Source organism: Chlamydiota bacterium (assembly GCA_012729785.1).
GTDB lineage: Bacteria > Auribacterota > Tritonobacteria > UBA1439 > UBA1439 > UBA1439.
This window is the reverse complement of record JAAYCL010000025.1, coordinates 1-17,463: the sequence shown is the minus strand read 5'-3', so window position 1 is coordinate 17,463 and position 17,463 is coordinate 1. Positions and strand designations below refer to the sequence as shown.

Sequence of the window (17,463 nt, the reverse complement as noted above, 5' to 3'; positions counted from 1 at the left end):
GGGAGGGGGCGATGCACGCGGAGAGGCGAGGGAGAGGCGTCCGGGCGGCGGCGTTCGCGGCCGTCCTGGCCGGCGCGTCGGCGCTTGCGACATCGTGCGCCGGGCCGGGCGGGGTGCAGGGCCGGGAAGAAGGGGGTGCGGCGGTGAAGAGGCAGGGCACTCCCCACGCGGTCATCGAGACCTCGCGGGGAACGATCACGTGCAGGCTGTTCCCCGACAAGGCCCCGAAGGCATGCGAGAACTTCACGCTCCTCGCCGGCAGGGGCTACTACAACGGCGTCATCTTCCACCGTGTCATCCCCGGCTTCATGATCCAGGGCGGCGACCCGACCGGCACCGGCCGGGGGGGCGCCAGCGCCTGGGGGGCGGCGTTCGAGGACGAGTTCGATCCCGCCGTCTCGCACGACCGCCCCGGGGTGCTCTCGATGGCCAACGCCGGGCCCGGCACCAACGGGAGCCAGTTCTTCATCACGCTCGCTCCGACGCCGTGGCTCGACAACCGCCACACCATCTTCGGCGAGGTCGTCGAGGGGATGGAGACGGTGCGGACGATCGGCGCGGTGGAGACGCGTCCGGGGGACAGGCCGGTGACGGACGTCGTGATGGAGCGCGTCTCCGTCGACTATCGGTAGCGGGGCGCGGCCGATGAACGCACGGATCGCCCTGGTGTGCGCGGGGATTGTCATCTTCCTGCTGATGCTCGCGGTCGTCTTCCTGGCGATCTTCTCCGTCCTCAGGGTGAGCGCCTGACCCCGCGCCGGGACCGGGCGTTGCCCCGGGCTTTTCGGCGCAGGGACCTAAGCCGATGAGAAGATATCCTTTCGTCCTGTTCCTGGCGTGCTGCCTTCTCTCCCTCGCCGCCGTCTGCGAGGCGGGCGTTCCCCGGGGACAGGTGCGGGTGACGTTCCTCGACGTGGCCCGGAAAGGGGACGGGGGCGGGTCGGGCGCGCAGGCCGACGAGTACCTCCGCAGCCTCGAGCGGCGCTGGGGGCGCGGCGGCATCGGCGATGCGATCGTCGTGGAGACGGCGGAGCGGTGCGTGCTCATCGACGGGGGCCTCTGGACGAAGGGCAGGGCGGTCGTGCTCCCCTACCTGGAACGGCGCGGGGTGGCGCATCTCGACGCCGTGATCCTGACCCACCAGCACGGCGACCATTACGGCGGTCTCGCCGAAATCCTCGAAACGGTGCCGGCGAACGAGTTCATCGCCAACGGTCTCGCGCATCCCGCGAAGGCGTACCGGAAACTTCTCGAGACGGTGAAATCCTCGGGCGCGCGCCTCCGTGTCGTCCGCGGCGGGGAGACGTTCGATTGGGGCGGGGGCGCCTCGGCGACGGTGGTGCAGGGCGCGGGGGCGCGCGGGGTCTCCCCCGACGACTACAACAACAACTCGCTCGTGATCCGCATGACCTTCGGGAAGACCTCGTTCCTCTTCACCGGGGACTGCGAGGACGAGGAGGAGAAGGCGATCCTCGCCACCCGCCGCGATCTGCGGAGCCAGGTGCTCAAGGTCGGGCACCACGGCAGTAGCTCCTCCTGCACCTACCCGTTCCTCCGGGCGGTGCGGCCGGAGATCGCGGTCGTCAGCATCGGCGAGGGGAACCGCTTCGGTCTTCCGCACCGGGAGGTGCTGGATCGGCTCGTGTCGCTCGACTGCACGGTCTACCGGACGGACCTGGACGGGAGCGTGACCGTCGTCAGCGACGGGACGCGGCTCTCGGTCGAGACGGAGCGGAGGCGGCCGGTCTCCGCCGTGACAGGGAAGCCGCTGAAGGAGGAGTACTACCGGCTCGAGAGCGAGGCGAAGGGGCTGTTGCGCAGGAAGGACTACGCCGGGGCCGCCGCGCGGTACCGGAAGGCGCTCCTCGTCGAGCCGGGCGCCGCGTCGGCGCACAGCGCGCTCGGCTACTGCCTGAAGAAGCAGGGGAGGGAGACGGAGGCGATCAAGGAGTTCTCCGCCGCCCTCGCGGGCGACCCGTGCGATTCGTACGCGAACCTGCATCTGGGCCTCATCCTGATGAGAAGGGACAGGCCGCGCGCACTCGGCTGTTTCGAGAAGTACCTCGACTGCCACGCCGACACGCACTGGGCGGGGCTCGCGCGCGAGAAGGCGGGCTTCCTGCGCGCGCGGAACGGCTGGGAGCTTCGGGAGGAGGGGAGGGAGGAGGAGGCGATCCAGGAGCTGGAGAAGGCCGTCGCCCTCGCCCCCGGCAACGCCTTCGCCCATTTCCAGCTTGGGCTCCTCTATCCCCCGCGCGACCTCGAGAAGGCGCGCAGGGCGATCGCGAGATGTCTCGAGCTCGAGCCGGAGGGGAGGCACGCCGCGGAGGCGCGCCTCCTGGCGGCCGAACTCGAGGCGGACCGGTAATGCGCTTAAACCGCCCGGGCCCGTGCATCGCCCTCCTGCCGGCGATCCTCCTCGCCGCATCCCCCCCCGTGCCGCCGGGCCGGGGAGGCACCCGGCTCTCCATCACCTACCCCCCCGCCTCCCTGAAGACGCCGTTCACCCGGGTCAGGGTCGCGGGGTCGTGCGAACCGTCATGCCGGGTCACCATCGCCGGGAGGCCGGCGAGGGTCTACCCGACCGGGGCGTTCGTGGGCCTCGTGCCGCTGGAGCCGGGGGAGACGACGATCGAGGTGGCCGCCGAGCGCGCGGGGGCGAAGGACCGCCTGGCGCTCGCGGTCGTCTGCGAGGATCCCCTCGTGACCTCCCCGGCGTCTCCGCCGGTCGCGGAGCAAAGGATGCTGATGCCCGCCGCCGACACCGTCCTCCAGCCCGGCGACGAGCTGCGCGTGCAGTGCAAGGGGAGCCCGGGGATGCGGGCCTCCTGGTCCCTGGGGAAGGTCGTACGCGAAGCGGCGATGGAGGAGGCCCCGCCGCTGGCGACGGACGACGGAAACGAAATCCGCGGCATCTACCGCGGCGCGTACCGCGTGCAGGAGGGGGACCGCGTCTCGGGCGGGCGGGTGCGTTTCGCGCTCCGCGACGCGTTGGGACGCACCGCGCGCGTCCGGTCCTCCGGGCGCGTCACCCTGCTCCCCCGCGCACGGCTCAGGCGGGGCGTTGTCGGCCCGGACGGCGCCCCCGCGAGCGCCGAGCCGGGGGGCGCGCAGGAGTGGCGCCTCGATGCCGGGACGCAGATCAACCTGTGCGGCGAGTCAGGCGGTAACCTCCGCGTACTGCTCGCCTCGGGGATGCGCTGCTGGGTCCCCGAACGCAGCGTCACCCTGTCGAAGGGGGAGGGGGGATGGCCGCCGTCGGCCGTCGGGGCCCCGGCGGTCGAGCGGACCCCCCGCGGCGCCACGGTGCGGATCCCCGCCAGCGGGGCGCCGCCGGCACGGGTCTCGCCCGGGAAGGCGCCCGGCGAGCTGGCGGTGGAGATCTTCGGCGCCGCCGCGTTCCCCCGGCGGGCGGAGGCGGCGGGCGCCGGCCCCGTCGAAACGGCCCGGATCCCGGCGACGGAAACTGATATACTCGTCGCCGTCGTCCAACTGCGCAATCCGGCGGGGTGGGGATACGCGCTCCGGCGTACGGAGGAGGGGATCGCGCTCGACGTGAAGGCGCCGCCGGGACAGAGGCCCGGGGGGGTGCGGGTGGTCATCGACCCGGGGCACGGGGGCGCCCATCCGGGCGCGGTCAGCCCGACCGGCCTGCGGGAGAAGGACGTGAACCTCCAGGTCGCCCGGGCGGCGGCGGCCTTCCTCCGGCGGCGGGGGGTGCGCGCGGTGCTCACCCGCGACGACGACCGCACGCTTTCCCTCCCCGCGCGCGTCGAACGGGCCCGCCGCGAGGAGGCGGATATCTTCGTGAGCGTGCACCACGATTCGTGTCCCGGTCACTGCGACCCGCTCGCCCGCCGCGGCGCGGCGACGTACTACGGGGCGCCGCAGTCGAGGGGGCTCGCGACCGCGCTCCTCGACCGGCTCGGGACGGTGATGGCCCCTCCCCGCGGGGCGCGCCAGGCGGGGTTCGCGGTGGTTGTCCCCGCCGACTATCTCGCCGTCCTCGTCGAGTGCGGCTACCTCTCGCACCCGGAGGAGGAGGAACGGATCCTCGGGGAGGGGTACGCGCGCCGGGCGGGGAGGGCGATCGCGGAGGGCGTGCTGGGGTTCGCCGAAACGGCGGGGTGAGCGGCGGCGCGGTGCAGACGAATCGTTTACAGCGGCATGTTCCACGGGGCCTGCGCGATCCGCAGGCGCGCTGTTCCTGACGGGGGGTATCGATGAGACGGCACGGCGAGCGGTTCATGTTCGGATTCGAAGGGAAGGCGTCCAGCGCCTCCCTCGAGGATATGATCGCCGGGCGGCGCGTGAGCGGGATCGTCCTCTTCTCCAGGAACATCCGCGACGCGCGCCAGCTCGCGGCGCTCTGCGCCGAGATGCAGGCGATGCGGAAAAAGGTGAGCGAGCTTCCCCTGCTGATCGCGATCGACCACGAAGGCGGCGCCGTTCACCGCATCCCCCGGGGGGCGACGCGCTTTCCGTCCGCGATGGCGATCGCCGCCACCGGCCGCGTCGAGTTCGCCGAACGCGTCGGGCGCTGCGCGGCGTGCGAGCTGCGGGCGCTCGGGGTGAACATGATCTTTGCGCCGGTGCTCGACGTGAACACCAACAAGAACAACCCGATCATCGGGGTCAGGGCGTTCGGCGACGACCCGGAGATTGTCGCCTCCTTTGGCACGGCGATGATCAGGGGGATGGAGGGGGCGGGGATCGCCGCCGTCGCGAAGCATTTCCCCGGCCTCGGGTTCGCGGAGCAGGACCCGCACCTGGAGATGCCGGTCATCTCCAGGGATGCCGAGGAGCTGCAGCGGCAGGATTTCATTCCGTTCATGCGCGCCGCGGAGGCGGGCGTCTCCGGGATGATGGTCAGCCACGCCCGCTACCCGTCCCTCTCGGCGCGCCCGGCGAGCCTCTCGCAAGCGGTGATCAGGGACCTGCTGCGCCGGCGGATCGGCTTCGAGGGGGTCGTGATCACCGATGACCTCGGGATGGAGGCGATACAGGAGCACCGCGACGCCGGCTCCGCGGCCGTCAAGGCCTGCGGGGCCGGGGCCGACCTCCTCCTCCTCTGCCACTCCGGCACCGAACAGATCAACGCGATGGCGGATCTCGCCAACGCGATCAGCACCTCGAAACTCCGCTCCGACCAGATCAAGGGGAGTCTCAAGCGGCTCCGCGACTTCAAGGAGAAGCTCCGCGCGCGTCTCACCGGTCCGCCTCCCGCGGCGGGCGAGGAGGGGGAGGCGCTGGCCCGGGAGATCGCGGAGTCGGCCCTGACGCTCGTCGGGGACCGCGAGAAGGTGCTGCCGCTGCGTCTGGAGACGGGACGGAGACTGCTCGTCTTCTTCCCCCAGGCCGGGCCGCTCACCCCCGTTGAGGACGAGGTCCCCGCGCTCGACCGGCTGGCGGAGATCATCCGCCTCCGCCACCCGTCCGCCGAGATGGTCACGTTCCCCCTCTCCCCCTCCCGCCGGGATCTCGACGCGGCCCGGCAGGCCCTCGGGGATGCCGACGCGGCGGTCGTCTGCACCCTCAACGCCCACCTCCACCGCGCGCAGACGGAACTGGTCGACGAGATCGCGGCCTCCGGGAAGCCCGCCGCGTTCATCGCGGTCCGCAACCCGTATGACGCCGAACTCTATCCCCCGCACGCCGCCCGCCTCGCGGCATACGGGACGGACCGTCACACGCTGGAGGCGGTCGGGAAGGCGCTCTTCGGCGAACTCGCCCCCCGCGGGAAATGCCCGGTGGCGCTGAGGGTATAGCGCATGGACCCGTACATCGGTCCCGCCGGCTGGGACTACGCGGACTGGCGCGGCGCCGTCTACCCCTCGCCCGCGCCGCGTGGATTCGACCCGCTCGCCTACCTGTCCCGCTATTTCGACTGCATTGAGGTGAACTCCACCTTCTACCGGATCCCTTCGCCCCGGGCGGCAGCGGACTGGGCGAGGAGGACGCAGGGGCGGGGGCGCTTCCTGTTCACCGCCAAGCTGCACCGCGCCGTCACGCACGAGGAAGGCGCCTTCCCCGTTGCCGAGGCGGAGAGGTTCCGTCTAGGGATAACCCCGCTCCTCGAGGCCGGCGCGCTCGGCTGTCTCCTCGCCCAGTTTCCCTGGTCGTTCAGGGACACCGCCGCTGCCCGGGCTCGTCTGTCGCGGATCGCCGACGCGTTCCCCGGCGCGCCGCTTGCGGTGGAGGTGCGGCACAAATCCTGGGACACGCCCGCGGCGCGCCGCTTCTTCGCGGAACGGGGGATGGGCCTCTGCGCGATCGACCAGCCGCGGTTCCCCTCGTCGATGCCCCCGGTCGCCCACCGCACCGCGCGCGTCGGCTACGTCCGCCTCCACGGCCGTAACCGCGAGAACTGGTTCCGCGAGGGGGCGGGGCGGGACGCCCGGTACGACTACCTGTACGCTCCGGAGGAGCTCGATCCGTGGGCGGCGCGCATACGGGGTTACGCGGCGGGAGAGGGGCGGGTCTTCGTCATACTGAACAACCATTACCGGGGGAAGGCGGTCTGCAACGCGCTGGAGTTTGCGGCGCGCCTTCGGGGGGGGCGCGTCGCCGTCCCCCCGCCGCTGCTGGAGGCGTTCCCGCGGCTGCGGGCGATCGCCTCCTGCGCGCCGCCCGAGGCGCTGCCCGGGCTCGGCCGCGAAGAAATAATTTGCCGTTGACCCCGCGGGGGGGGCGTGGTAGAGTGCAAACGCTGGAAACGCAACGGCGGCAAGCAGTTTTAACCGCACTCGCCCGCGTGAACCGTCCGTTGACCGCCCGCAGAGAAGGGAGCGGCGCTCCACGAGCATGAAGGATCCTGTCCTTGCGCAGCAGATCGAGGCCGCCGGCGCGTTCATCGCGGACTGGAACGCCCTCTTCGAGCGGGCCGCGGGAGCGCGGCAGGCGGGTCCGGCGGCGCCGGGGGACGCGGCGGCCGAGTTCCTCGCGGTGCGCAACGCCCTCGTCCAGCGCTACCCGGAGTTGATGACCGCGCTCGAGATACCGGTGCACTCCGATGACGAGGTGATGCAGCTTCTCGGCAGACTGAACTCGCTCGCCGCAGCGGTGCAGATGCCGGAGCCGCACTGGAAGAAGCTGATCGAGGTGCAGGGGCACGCCGAGGTCCAGCTCAGGGGGATGCTCGGGGCGCTCGAGGGCCGCAGGCGCAGCCTCGAGACGCTGCACAGGCCGCGCATCCTCCTGCTCCGGGCGCTGGGATCGTGGCCGCTCAAACTGCTTGCCCTCGTGGCGGCCATAGTGGCCCTGTTCATCGCGTTGAAGGCGGCGGGGGTGTGAGCGCAGGGGGGGAACCGGGCCTTTCGCGCACAAGGCCCGGCGCACGGCAAGGAGGGGCCGCAATGACGAAGAGGGAGTTGGCGATCCGGATCTCCACGGAGACCGGCCTGACCCAGCTTGCGGTCAGGGAGGTGATCCAGAAGCTGCTCGACTACATCGTCGAGAGCATGGAGAAGGGCGAGGCGGTGGAGCTGAGGAACTTCGGCGTGTTCCGGGTCCGCACCCGGAAGGCGCGGCTCGGGCGCAACCCCAACAAGCCGGATCAGGAGGTCCGCATCCCCGCCAAGCGGGTGCCGGACTTCAAACCGGGCCGGATCATGAAGGCCAGGGTGGAGAAGCCCGCCTAGCGCACGCGTCGCGCGCGATGGAGCGGAGGGGATGAACCTGCTCAAACCGAGGGGAACCTTCGACGTGCTGCCCGACGAGGCGGCGCGATGGCGCGGCGTCGAGGAGGCGGCGCGCCGCGTCGCGGGGCTCTACGGGTTCGGCGAGATCCGGACCCCGATCTTCGAGAGCACCGACCTGTTCGTGAGGGGCGTCGGGGAAGCCACGGATATCGTGCGGAAGGAGATGTACACCTTCAAGGACGGCTCGGGCCGCAGCCTCACCCTCCGGCCCGAGGGGACCGCCCCGGTGATACGGGCCTATCTCGAGAACTCGCTCGGCCGCGCCGATACGCCCGCCCGGCTCTATTACCTCGGCCCCGTCTTCCGCTACGAAAAACCGCAGGCGGGGAGGTACCGGCAGCACCATCAGTTCGGGGCGGAGACGATCGGCGCCGCCGCGCCGGCAGCCGACGCCGAGACGATCCAGATGCTGCTGCAGTTCTACGCGATGCTCGGCATCGAGCGGGTCGCCACGATGATCAACAGCGTCGGCTGCCGGCAGTGCCGCCCCGGGTACGGCGCGGCCCTCGCCGCCCACCTCGCGGAGAGAAAGGCGGCGCTCTGCGGGGACTGCCGCCGGCGCGCCGAGACGAACCCGCTCAGGGTCTTCGACTGCAAGCAGCCCGGCTGCGCGGAGATCATCGCCGCGGCCCCGCGGGTGAAGGAGCACGTCTGCGCCCGGTGCCGCGGCCATTTCGACGCGGTGCTCGGCCTCCTCGACGAGGCCGGCGTCCGCTACACCGTGAAACCGGAGCTCGTGCGGGGGCTGGACTACTACACGCGCACGACCTTTGAGATCGTCGCCGGGGAGCTCGGCGCGCAGAACGCGGTGGGGGGCGGGGGGCGCTACGACGACCTCGTGGAACTGCTCGGAGGACCCCCGACGCCGGCGGTGGGGTTCGGCACCGGGATCGAGCGGGTGCTGATGGTGATGAAGGAGCAGGGGGCCGCCTCCCGGGACGCGGGCGGCGTCACGGTCGCCGTGGTGGCGTGGGAACCCGACGCGATGCCCGTCGCGCGCCGGATGCTCAGGGAGCTCAGGGCGGCGGGCGTCGGGGCCGAGATGGACGGGGAGGGGGGGAGCCTGAAGAGCCAGATGCGCCGCGCCGGGCGGCGCGGGATCCCGTTCGCGCTCCTTCTCGGCGCGCGGGAGCGGGCGCGCGGCGCCGCGACGCTGAAGGAGATGCGGACCGGGCAGGAGCGGGAGATGCCGCTCGACCGCGTCCCCGCGGAGCTCGCGGGGCTGTGCGGCGGCGGGGGCGGCGGGCGATGACGATGCGGACGCACTGGTGCGGGGCGCTGAACGCCGGGCACGCGGGGGAGCGCGTCTCCCTCTGCGGCTGGGTCCATCGGCGGCGGGATCATGGCGGCCTCATCTTCGCGGATCTGCGCGATCGGAGCGGTCTCGCGCAGGTCGTCTTCAACCCGGAGGCGTCGGCGGAGATCCACGCCCGCGCGGAGTCGCTGCGCGGGGAGTACGTGATCGCCGTCTCGGGCGCGGTCCGCCGCCGCCCGCCCGGGACCGAGAACCCGAAACTCCCCTCCGGCGAGGTGGAACTGCTCGCGGACACGCTGACGGTGCTCGCCCGGGCGCAGACGCCCCCCTTTTCCGTGGAGGACGAGGGGGAGGTGGGCGAGGATCTGCGGCTCGCCTACCGCTATCTGGACCTCCGCCGGCCCGGGCTCCAGAAAGCGCTCGAGACGCGGCATCGCGCCGCGCTCGAGGCGAGGAACTACCTCGACGCGCGCGGGTTCCTCGAGATCGAGACCCCGATACTCACCAAGAGCACCCCCGAGGGCGCGCGCGACTACCTCGTCCCGAGCCGGACGCAGCCGGGAACGTTCTTCGCCCTCCCCCAGTCGCCCCAGCTCCTGAAACAGCTCCTCATGGTCGGGGGGATGGAGCGCTACTTCCAGATCTGCAAATGCTTCCGGGATGAGGATCTGCGGGCGGACCGCCAGCCCGAGTTCACGCAGGTGGATTTGGAGATGAGCTTCGCGGGGGAGGAGGACGTCTTCGAGGTGGTGGAGGGGATGCTCGCCCGCGTCTTCTCGAAAACGCTCGGCGTCGAGCTGCCCGTTCCGTTTCCGCGCATCGCCCACCTGGACGCGATGGAACGGTTCGGGACCGACAAGCCCGATCTCCGATTCGGCCTCGAACTCAAGGACGTCACCGGGATCATGGGGGGCTCCGCGTTCCGCGGCTTCGAGTCGGCGCTGGCGGAGGGCGGGTGCGTGAAGGGGCTCGCGGCCCCGGGCTGCGGAAGCTGGTCGCGCTCCGCGCTCGACGGGCTGACCGCCTTCGCGACGGCGCAGGGGGCCGGGGGACTGGCCTGGTTCAGGGTGGGGGCGGAGTCTCTCGAGTCGCCGATCGCGAAGTTTTTCGGGGCCGAGAAGCTCGCCGGGCTCCGCGGCGCTCTCGCCGCCGCCGCGGGCGACCTCATCCTCCTCGTCGCCGCCGCCCCGCCGGTCGCCCGCGCGACGCTCTCCGCGATAAGGAACCGTCTCGGCCGCGAGCTCACGCTCGCCGCCGCCGGGGAGTTCAGGTTCGCCTGGATCACGGAGTTCCCGCTCTTCACCTGGAACGAGGAGGAGAAGCGCCTCGACAGCGAGCACCATCCGTTCACCGCACCGAAGGCCGGGGAGGAGGCGCTCCTCGATACCGAACCGCTCCGGGTCCGGTCCTCCTCGTACGACCTCGTGCTGAACGGGTGCGAGTTGGGCAGCGGGAGCGTGCGGATCCACGACGAGGGGCTCCAGCGCCGGATCTTCGCGTTGCTCCGGCTCGACGACAAGGTCGTCGAGGACCGTTTCGGCTTCTTCCTCGCCGCGCTTCGACACGGCGCCCCGCCCCACGCGGGGATCGCGCTCGGGCTCGACCGGCTGGTGATGCTGATGGCGGGGCGGGAGACCATCCGGGACGTGATCGCCTTCCCGAAGACGCAGAAGGCCTCGTGCCCGATGACCGGCTCGCCCTCCCCGGTGAGCCCCGCGCAGCTGAAGGAGCTTCATATCCGGATCGGGGGCTGAGAGGCGCTCCGGGGGGATCGACGCGCGATGGCCGAGTTTCGCCTCGATTTCGACACGCCGCAGCAGGCGGGCGCGGTCTGCGGCGGCCGCGAGGAGCATCTGCGGGCCTTCGAGAAGGCGTTCGGCGTGACCGTTGTCGCGCGGGGCACCTCCGTCAAGATATGCGGCGACGGCCCCGGGGTCGGGAGGTGCCGGACGGTCCTCGGCGAACTCTCCGAGGCCGCGCGCCTGGGCAGGGAGATCCGCAGGGACGACATCGCCTACGCGATCCGCGCCGTCGCCCGCCGCCGGGAGGGGGAGATGCAGGCGTTTCTCTCCGACAGGATACGCGTCCCGTCGAAGAAGATCTTCGTGACGCCCAGGACGGAGGGGCAGAAGGCGTACGTCGATGCGATCCGCGGGAACGACATCGTCTTCGGCATCGGGCCCGCCGGCACCGGGAAGACCTACCTCGCCATGGCGATGGCGGTGGAGGCCCTCGTCGACGAACGGGCGGGGCGGATCATCCTGACGCGTCCCGCGGTCGAGGCGGGGGAGTCGCTCGGTTTTCTCCCTGGCGACCTGCACGAGAAGATCACGCCGTACCTCAGGCCGCTCTACGACATGATGGATCCGGCGCAGGTCGCGCGGCATATCGAGCGCGGCCTCATCGAGGTCGCGCCGCTCGCCTACATGCGGGGGCGGACGCTGAACGACTCGTTCATCATCCTCGACGAAGCCCAGAACAGCACGGCGGAGCAGATGAAGATGTTCCTCACGCGGCTCGGCCCGGGATCGAAGGCGGTCGTCACCGGGGACATCACGCAGGTCGATCTCCCCGGCCACCGCGCCTCGGGCCTCGTGCAGGTGCAGTCGGTGCTCCGGGCGGTCGACGGGATACGCTTCGCCTACCTCACCGAGCGGGACGTGGTGCGGCACGAGCTGGTGCAGAGGATCGTCAAGGCGTACGCGCGCGCCGGGAACGGGAAGGGGCGCGGCGGGAGGGGGGCGTGACCGGATGAAGCTCCTGACCTGGTATCGGCTGCGCCGGCAGGGGGTGGCCGGCGGGCGGCTCCGGAAGAAGTTCCGTGCGGGGCCGCTCCGCACCGCGTTCGAGAAGGGGCCGCTCGTCAAGACGCTGATCGCGGCGGCGAGCTTCGCCGGGTGCGTCTGGATCGTTTCGATGGGACAGGCCCCCTCGCGCGAGACCATCGACCTGTTCGTCGGGCAGCCGGCCCCCAAGGACGTCTTCGCCGACAGCGGCTTCGTCTACGAAAACCGGGAGCAGACGGAGCGGCTGCGGCGCGAGGCCGCCCAGAAGGTGCTCCCGTTCTACAGCTTCTCCGCCGTGCAGCTCCGGGAGTGCGCGCAGGGCCTCGCCGAGTCGATCAGGGCCGCCGACGCGGCGCGCAAGAACCGCACCCCCGTTGCGAAGCCCCCCGGGGCGGCGGTGACGGAGGCGGAGGCCGGCTTCGACGCGCACGCGGTCGAGCTTCTCGGCACGGCGGCCGAACCGGAGCGGATCGCGACGCAGATGGAGGAGCTGCTCGCCACCTTCGGCGGGCCCGAGGCCACGATCGTCGCCGACGCGGCGCGCATCGCCGCGGCGGGCGGGGAGGCGCCGGAGCGCGAGCGGCACCGCGAGGCCCTCCGCGAGGCCGCCCGCGCCGCCGCGGAGCGATGGGCGGCGGTGGTCTTCCCGCGCGACCGGCGCAGCCGGGATGCCGCCGTCGGGCTCCTCTACGCCTGCTGCGAGCGGAGCATCACCTACGACGAGACGCTGACGCAGCGCGAGCGCGATCGCGCCGCCGAACGCATCGCCCCCGTGATCAGCAGGGTCCAGGCGGGCAGCAAGATCATCGAGCGCGGGTACGAGGTGACCGCCGGGCAGATGGAGCTGTACGCCGCCTACCTGCAGAGCCGGGCGGAGGCCGAACCCGGCCCGACGAAGATGCGGCAGCAGCTCTACGACATCCTCGGCCTCGCCCTCCTCGTCGTGATGCTGCTCATCCTCTCTCGGCGCTACCTGATGAACTACCAGCCGGTCCTCTACGACAGCAACTCGTCCCTGCTGCTGCTCTCCCTGATCATGCTCGGGGCGCTCCTCATATCCCGCGGCATCTCGCTGATCCCGTTCGGCGCGATACAATCCTCCTGGAACAACCTGTTCCACTACTTCGCCGCGGTGTCCGTCCCGATGGCGGGGATCCTCCTCACCCTCCTCCTCAGCCACACCCTCGCGCTCTTCTTCGTCGCGCTCCTCGCCCTCCTCGTCGGGATCATGAAGGGATTCAGCCTCCCGTACACCCTCGTGAGCACCGTGGGCGGCATCCTGGCGATCTACGCCTCCCTCGGGGTGCGCCGGCGGAGCGATCTCGTCAGGGCGGGGGCGACGGTTGCGCTCGGGAACATCATCACCATCGGCGCCCTCGACGCGATCTCCGATCTCAATATCGTGTCGGCCACGTCGGGATTCCGCGCGGCGGGCGGGCTCGTCTCGGGGATGCTGTCGGCGTTTCTCGCGGGCAGCGTTCTGCCGATCCTCGAGTACGCCTTCAACCTGGCGACGAACTTTCGGCTGCTGGAGCTGGCGGATCTGAACCACCCGCTCCTCAAGGAGATGTTCATCAAGGCGCCCGGCACCTACCACCACAGCCTTATCGTGGGCACCCTCGCGGAGGCGGCCGCGGAGGCGGTGGGTGCCAACCCGCTCCAGGTCCGGGTCGGGGCCTACTTCCACGACATCGGGAAGATCCTGAAGCCGGAGTATTACGTCGAAAACGCCCTGTTCGAGGAGAGCAAGCACGACGAGCTGAATCCGAGCATGAGCAACCTGATCATCCTCTCGCACGTCAAGGACGGGGTCGACATCGCCCTCACCTGGAAGCTCAACCCGATGATCGTCAGGGCGATCCAGGAGCACCACGGGACCGGGCTCGTCTACTTCTTCTACCACCGCGCCGAGCAGAAGTCGCGGGCCGAGGGGGAGGAGGTGGCGCAGGAGGATTTCCGCTACCCCGGCCCGAAGCCGCGGAGCAAGGAGACCGCGCTCATCCTGCTCGCGGACGCGGTCGAGGCGGCGTCGCGGTGCCTGAGCCGCCCCACGCCGGGGCGGATCGGCAACTTCGTCAGGGAGATCGTCTATACGCGCATCTCCGACGGCCAGCTCGACGAGTGCGACCTCACCTTCAACGAGGTCCGGCTGATCATCCAGAGGTTCGAACACGTGCTCACGAGCACGTTCCACGCGCGGGTGAAGTACCCGACGCCGGGGGGCGGGGACGATGAGGATCAGGGTGGAGAGCAGGGTCAGGGCGACCCTGATTGACGCGCCCGCGGTCAGGCGGGCCGCGGCGTACGTGCTGCGCCGGGAGCGGCGCCCGGAGGGGTGCGAGCTCGGCGTCCTCTTCGCGGGGGAGCGCCTCATGCGCAGTCTCAACCGGCGGTACCGCGGGGTCGACCGCGGCACCGACGTGCTCGCATTCCCGCTCGAGGGGGCCGGTCTCCGCGGGCGTCCGCGGCTCATCGGGGACGTGGTGATCTCGCCGCGGCGGGCGCAGGCCTTCGCGCGCGCCGCCGGGACCTCGAGCGGGAAGGAGCTGCTGCTCTACCTCGTGCACGGGATCCTGCACCTGTGCGGCTACGACGACGAAACCGCGGGGGCGCGGAAGCGGATGGAGCGGCGGCAGCGGGTGCTCGTCGAGGAGATCGTGCGGAAGGGACTATGGAGCGCAACCGGCTGATCGACAGCTTCAACTGCGCCATCGAGGGGATCGTCTACGTCCTCAAGACGCAGCGCAACATGCGCATCCACTTCACCGCCGGCGCCCTGGTGCTGGTGCTGGCCCTCGTCCTCGACCTGCCGAGGATCGACTTCCTCTTCGTCTGCCTCGCCATCTTCTTGATGCTCTTCGCGGAGATGGTCAACACCGCGGCGGAGCTCACCATCGACCTGATCAGCGAGACCTACCACCCGCTCGCGCGGCTGGTGAAGGATATCGGCGCCGGGGCGGCGCTGCTCGCGGCCGTCAACGCGACGATCATCGGCTACCTCGTCTTCGCCCGGCGCGTCGAACCGTCGATCCTCGCGGGCGCCGAGGCGGTCAGGAGCCTGTCGCTCCACGCCGTGTTCCTCGCCTTGCTGGTCGTCATGATGGCGGCGGTGGGGATCAAGATCGCGTCCCGCCGCGGGACGCCGCTCCGCGGCGGGATGCCGAGCGCGCACGCCGCCGTGGCCTTCGCCGCGGCGACCCTCGTCGCGATCCTCGTCCCGTCGTCGTTCCCGGCGCTGTTCCTGGCCTACCTGCTGGCGTTGATGGTCGCGCAGGGCAGGGTGGCGTCCGGCATCCACACGGTCTCCGAGGCCGTTCTCGGGGCGCTCCTCGGCGCCGTCGTCACGCTGCTGCTCTACCGGCTCTACTGCCGGGTCGGGTAAAGGAAAGGGGCCGAATGCTCACCTGGCTTTCCGCCGCCGCGTTCCTGTCGGTGGTCTTCTTCTGCACCCTGGGCAGCGCCGCGCTCCAGGGGATATCGATCGAGCGCCTCTGGAAGATCAGACAGGGCGGCGGGAGGGCCGCCGCGGGGGTGGAGTACTGGATCACGCACTCCCAGCAGATCATCTGGTCGTTCCGCGTGATCAGCCGGATCTCCTGCGTGGCGCTCGCCCTGCTGGTCGCCTCCCTCATCCAGGAGCGCTCGCTCCCGCCGTACGTCTTCATCATCGCCCTCGTCGCCTCGACGGTGCTCATCGCCTTCCCGGGTAGCCTCATCCCCTCGGCGTGGGCGCAGCTCGCGGGGGAGAAGATCGGCCTCAACCTGATGCCCCTCATCCGGACGATCGGCGCCGTTCTCAGCCCCCTCTCGACCGGATCCCAGGCGCTGATGAACCTCGCCTTGAAGATGCTCGGGCGCCCCCCGCTCCGTTTCTCAGCCCTGCCCCTGCGGAGCGAGCTCGAACAGTGCATGGGCGGCGTCGAACGGGCGGGGATGCTCTCCGAGGAGGAGAAGAAGATGGTGCGGCGCATCTTCGCGTTCCACGAGATCGAGGCGCGCGAGATCATGACGCCGCGGGTCGCGATGCGGTGCCTCTCGGAACAGGAGACGCTCGCCAGGGCGATCGAACTCGTCCGGGCAGAGCATCTGTCGCGGATCCCGATCTACCGCGAGAGCCCCGACAACATCGTGGGGGTGCTCCTGTCGAAGGACCTCCTCGTGCGGTTGGCGGAGCCCGGCGGGGCGGAGACGAAGGTGGGGGTTCTCGCCCGCGAGCCGCTCTTCGTCCCGGAGACGAACGGGGCCCGCGCCCTGCTGGCGGAGATGCGGAAGCGCCAGACGCACATGGCGATCGTCGTGGACGAGTACGGGGTCACGACCGGCCTCGTGACGATGGAGAACATCCTCGAGGCGATCGTCGGGGAGATCAAGGACGAGTACGATCCGCTCGACGAGCGCCACTACGAGAAGGTCGGCGACGGCGTCTACCGGGTCGACGCGCAGCTCTCGGTCAACGACGCGCGCGTGGAGCTGGGCATCGACGTGCCCGAACGACAGGAGTACGACACGCTCGCCGGCTTCGTCTGCGCCTTCTGCGGCCGCGTGCCCGCCGCCGGGGAACTGATGGAGTGGGGGGGGTATTCGTTCAAGGTTCTCGACGCCACGAAGCGGAGCGTGCGCACGCTGGAGATCAGGGGGGTGAGGAAATAGCTCTACGCTCCAAGCCGTAAGCTCCAGGCACAATCCCGGCTTTCCTCTTGCCGCGTGCATCCGATCACCATGATCCATTCCGTCCGGGGTATCATCCTGCATCGTCGGGATTTCACCGAGTCGAGCATCATCCTCACCGCCTTCACGGACCGTGCGGGCCGGCTCAGCCTTCTGGCGAAGGGCGCCCGCCGCAGGAGGAGCCCGTTCCTCGGGCGGCTCGAGCTGTTCACGCGCTGCGCCCTGACCTACTACGACAACCCGCGCCGCGGGCTGAATATCCTCGGGGAGTGCGACATCCTCGACTCCTTCGAGCCGCTGCGGACCGACCTCTCGCGCTTCGCCCTCGCCTGTTCCCTGGCGGGACTCGTCGATGCGGGGACGGGGCTCGCCGCGAAATCCCCCGCGGTCTTTCGGCTCCTCGGGGAGGCGCTGGAGGCCTCCTGCACCGACGCCGACCCTGGGCTCGTCAGGGCCTGCTTCGAGCTCCGCCTCCTCACCATCCTCGGCTACTCCCTGCGCCTCGACCGGTGCGTCTCCTGCCATTCGACCGCGGGCGTGCGGCGGGTCTTCTCCGCCGCGGCGGGGGGGACGATCTGCGGCCGCTGCGCGCCCCGGTTCCGCGACGCCCTCGGCGTCACCCCCGGCACCGTGGCGTTTCTCCGCCGCCTGCGCCGGACGCGCCCGACCGCGGGGTTCCGCGTCAGGCCCGACCGGCGGCAGGCGGCGGAGGCCGCCGAGATGCTCCGCCGGGCGATCCTCTTCCACCTCGACATTCGGCCGCGCGCCGCGGTTCTGCTCGCCCCCGCGGCCCCGCCCGCAACAGGCGGATCCCCCGCTCCTCCCCGTCGTTGAAGCGGGGCGGCGGCGGGGGGAGACGGCGCATCGCGCCTGCGGGTCGTCTGAACGCGCGATTGGCCGCGCGAATATCATGGCCGCGCGAATATCTGTAATCGCAATACGATAATGTCCTATTCGTGCAAAGTTAAAATGTCCTATTCGGGAGTTGGTAAACTGCCCGCTTTCCGTGACGGGGAAGGGGGGCAAAGTGACCTGGAAGGGCATGCTGGTTATG

General features: G+C 70.9%; 15 protein-coding genes. All 15 read left to right on the top strand.

Annotation, left to right across the window (positions count from 1 at the left end; translation table 11 throughout):
- Window positions 1–11 precede the first annotated feature (11 nt).
- The 15 genes from GXY35_05775 (at window position 12) to recO (ending at window position 17,243) form a co-directional block, all read left to right on the top strand.
- Window positions 12–632 (top strand): peptidylprolyl isomerase, encoded by a 621-nt coding sequence (locus GXY35_05775; protein NLW94085.1) that lies wholly within the window; start codon window positions 12–14, stop codon window positions 630–632.
- Between the two features lie 173 nt (window positions 633–805).
- A complete protein-coding gene (locus GXY35_05770; GenBank protein ID NLW94084.1) occupies window positions 806–2,368 on the top strand; it encodes an MBL fold metallo-hydrolase in 1,563 nt (520 codons plus the stop codon).
- A complete protein-coding gene (locus GXY35_05765; GenBank protein ID NLW94083.1) occupies window positions 2,368–4,131 on the top strand; it encodes an N-acetylmuramoyl-L-alanine amidase in 1,764 nt (587 codons plus the stop codon). Before GXY35_05770 ends, GXY35_05765 begins: the two co-directional genes overlap by 1 nt.
- Window positions 4,132–4,223: 92 nt before the next feature.
- Window positions 4,224–5,768 (top strand): beta-N-acetylhexosaminidase, encoded by a 1,545-nt coding sequence (gene nagZ / locus GXY35_05760; GenBank protein NLW94082.1) that lies wholly within the window; start codon window positions 4,224–4,226, stop codon window positions 5,766–5,768.
- A 3-nt stretch (window positions 5,769–5,771) separates the two neighbouring features.
- A complete protein-coding gene (locus tag GXY35_05755; protein ID NLW94081.1) occupies window positions 5,772–6,677 on the top strand; it encodes a DUF72 domain-containing protein in 906 nt (301 codons plus the stop codon).
- Window positions 6,678–6,804: 127 nt separating this feature from the next.
- Complete coding sequence (locus GXY35_05750) at window positions 6,805–7,293, top strand: hypothetical protein (GenBank protein ID NLW94080.1); 489 nt, start codon at window positions 6,805–6,807, stop codon at window positions 7,291–7,293.
- A gap of 62 nt (window positions 7,294–7,355) precedes the next feature.
- Window positions 7,356–7,640 (top strand): integration host factor subunit beta, encoded by a 285-nt coding sequence (locus GXY35_05745; protein ID NLW94079.1) that lies wholly within the window; start codon window positions 7,356–7,358, stop codon window positions 7,638–7,640.
- A 31-nt stretch (window positions 7,641–7,671) separates the two neighbouring features.
- The gene (locus GXY35_05740) at window positions 7,672–8,952 is read left to right on the top strand and encodes a histidine--tRNA ligase (protein NLW94078.1); all 1,281 of its coding nucleotides are present in this window, start codon (window positions 7,672–7,674) and stop codon (window positions 8,950–8,952) included.
- Window positions 8,949–10,709, top strand: a complete 1,761-nt coding sequence (gene aspS, locus GXY35_05735; protein ID NLW94077.1) for an aspartate--tRNA ligase — start codon at window positions 8,949–8,951, stop codon at window positions 10,707–10,709. The genes GXY35_05740 and aspS overlap by 4 nt, the downstream gene beginning before the upstream one ends.
- A 27-nt stretch (window positions 10,710–10,736) precedes the next feature.
- The gene (locus tag GXY35_05730; GenBank protein NLW94076.1) at window positions 10,737–11,702 is read left to right on the top strand and encodes a PhoH family protein; all 966 of its coding nucleotides are present in this window, start codon (window positions 10,737–10,739) and stop codon (window positions 11,700–11,702) included.
- 4 nt (window positions 11,703–11,706) lie between these two features.
- Window positions 11,707–14,016 carry an HDIG domain-containing protein gene (locus tag GXY35_05725; protein ID NLW94075.1) on the top strand — a complete coding sequence of 770 codons (2,310 nt, stop codon included), beginning with the start codon at window positions 11,707–11,709 and terminating at the stop codon, window positions 14,014–14,016.
- Window positions 13,973–14,431, top strand: a complete 459-nt coding sequence (gene ybeY / locus GXY35_05720; protein NLW94074.1) for an rRNA maturation RNase YbeY — start codon at window positions 13,973–13,975, stop codon at window positions 14,429–14,431. Before GXY35_05725 ends, ybeY begins: the two co-directional genes overlap by 44 nt.
- The gene (locus GXY35_05715) at window positions 14,413–15,123 is read left to right on the top strand and encodes a phosphatase PAP2 family protein (GenBank protein ID NLW94073.1); all 711 of its coding nucleotides are present in this window, start codon (window positions 14,413–14,415) and stop codon (window positions 15,121–15,123) included. The genes ybeY and GXY35_05715 overlap by 19 nt, the downstream gene beginning before the upstream one ends.
- A gap of 14 nt (window positions 15,124–15,137) precedes the next feature.
- Complete coding sequence (locus GXY35_05710; GenBank protein NLW94072.1) at window positions 15,138–16,391, top strand: HlyC/CorC family transporter; 1,254 nt, start codon at window positions 15,138–15,140, stop codon at window positions 16,389–16,391.
- A gap of 69 nt (window positions 16,392–16,460) precedes the next feature.
- Window positions 16,461–17,243, top strand: a complete 783-nt coding sequence (gene recO, locus GXY35_05705) for a DNA repair protein RecO (protein ID NLW94071.1) — start codon at window positions 16,461–16,463, stop codon at window positions 17,241–17,243.
- The last annotated feature ends 220 nt before the right edge of the window (window positions 17,244–17,463 follow it).

Excerpts from the sequence above, each read along its gene's own strand:
- GXY35_05775 (NLW94085.1), top strand. The coding sequence starts at position 12 with ATGCACGCGGAGAGGCGAGGGAGAGGCGTCCGGGCGGCGGCGTTCGCG.
- GXY35_05770 (NLW94084.1), top strand. The coding sequence starts at position 806 with ATGAGAAGATATCCTTTCGTCCTGTTCCTGGCGTGCTGCCTTCTCTCC.
- GXY35_05765 (NLW94083.1), top strand. The coding sequence starts at position 2,368 with ATGCGCTTAAACCGCCCGGGCCCGTGCATCGCCCTCCTGCCGGCGATC.
- nagZ (NLW94082.1), top strand. The coding sequence starts at position 4,224 with ATGAGACGGCACGGCGAGCGGTTCATGTTCGGATTCGAAGGGAAGGCG.
- GXY35_05755 (NLW94081.1), top strand. The coding sequence starts at position 5,772 with ATGGACCCGTACATCGGTCCCGCCGGCTGGGACTACGCGGACTGGCGC.
- GXY35_05750 (NLW94080.1), top strand. The coding sequence starts at position 6,805 with ATGAAGGATCCTGTCCTTGCGCAGCAGATCGAGGCCGCCGGCGCGTTC.
- GXY35_05745 (NLW94079.1), top strand. The coding sequence starts at position 7,356 with ATGACGAAGAGGGAGTTGGCGATCCGGATCTCCACGGAGACCGGCCTG.
- GXY35_05740 (NLW94078.1), top strand. The coding sequence starts at position 7,672 with ATGAACCTGCTCAAACCGAGGGGAACCTTCGACGTGCTGCCCGACGAG.
- aspS (NLW94077.1), top strand. The coding sequence starts at position 8,949 with ATGACGATGCGGACGCACTGGTGCGGGGCGCTGAACGCCGGGCACGCG.
- GXY35_05730 (NLW94076.1), top strand. The coding sequence starts at position 10,737 with ATGGCCGAGTTTCGCCTCGATTTCGACACGCCGCAGCAGGCGGGCGCG.
- GXY35_05725 (NLW94075.1), top strand. The coding sequence starts at position 11,707 with ATGAAGCTCCTGACCTGGTATCGGCTGCGCCGGCAGGGGGTGGCCGGC.
- ybeY (NLW94074.1), top strand. The coding sequence starts at position 13,973 with ATGAGGATCAGGGTGGAGAGCAGGGTCAGGGCGACCCTGATTGACGCG.
- GXY35_05715 (NLW94073.1), top strand. The coding sequence starts at position 14,413 with ATGGAGCGCAACCGGCTGATCGACAGCTTCAACTGCGCCATCGAGGGG.
- GXY35_05710 (NLW94072.1), top strand. The coding sequence starts at position 15,138 with ATGCTCACCTGGCTTTCCGCCGCCGCGTTCCTGTCGGTGGTCTTCTTC.
- recO (NLW94071.1), top strand. The coding sequence starts at position 16,461 with ATGATCCATTCCGTCCGGGGTATCATCCTGCATCGTCGGGATTTCACC.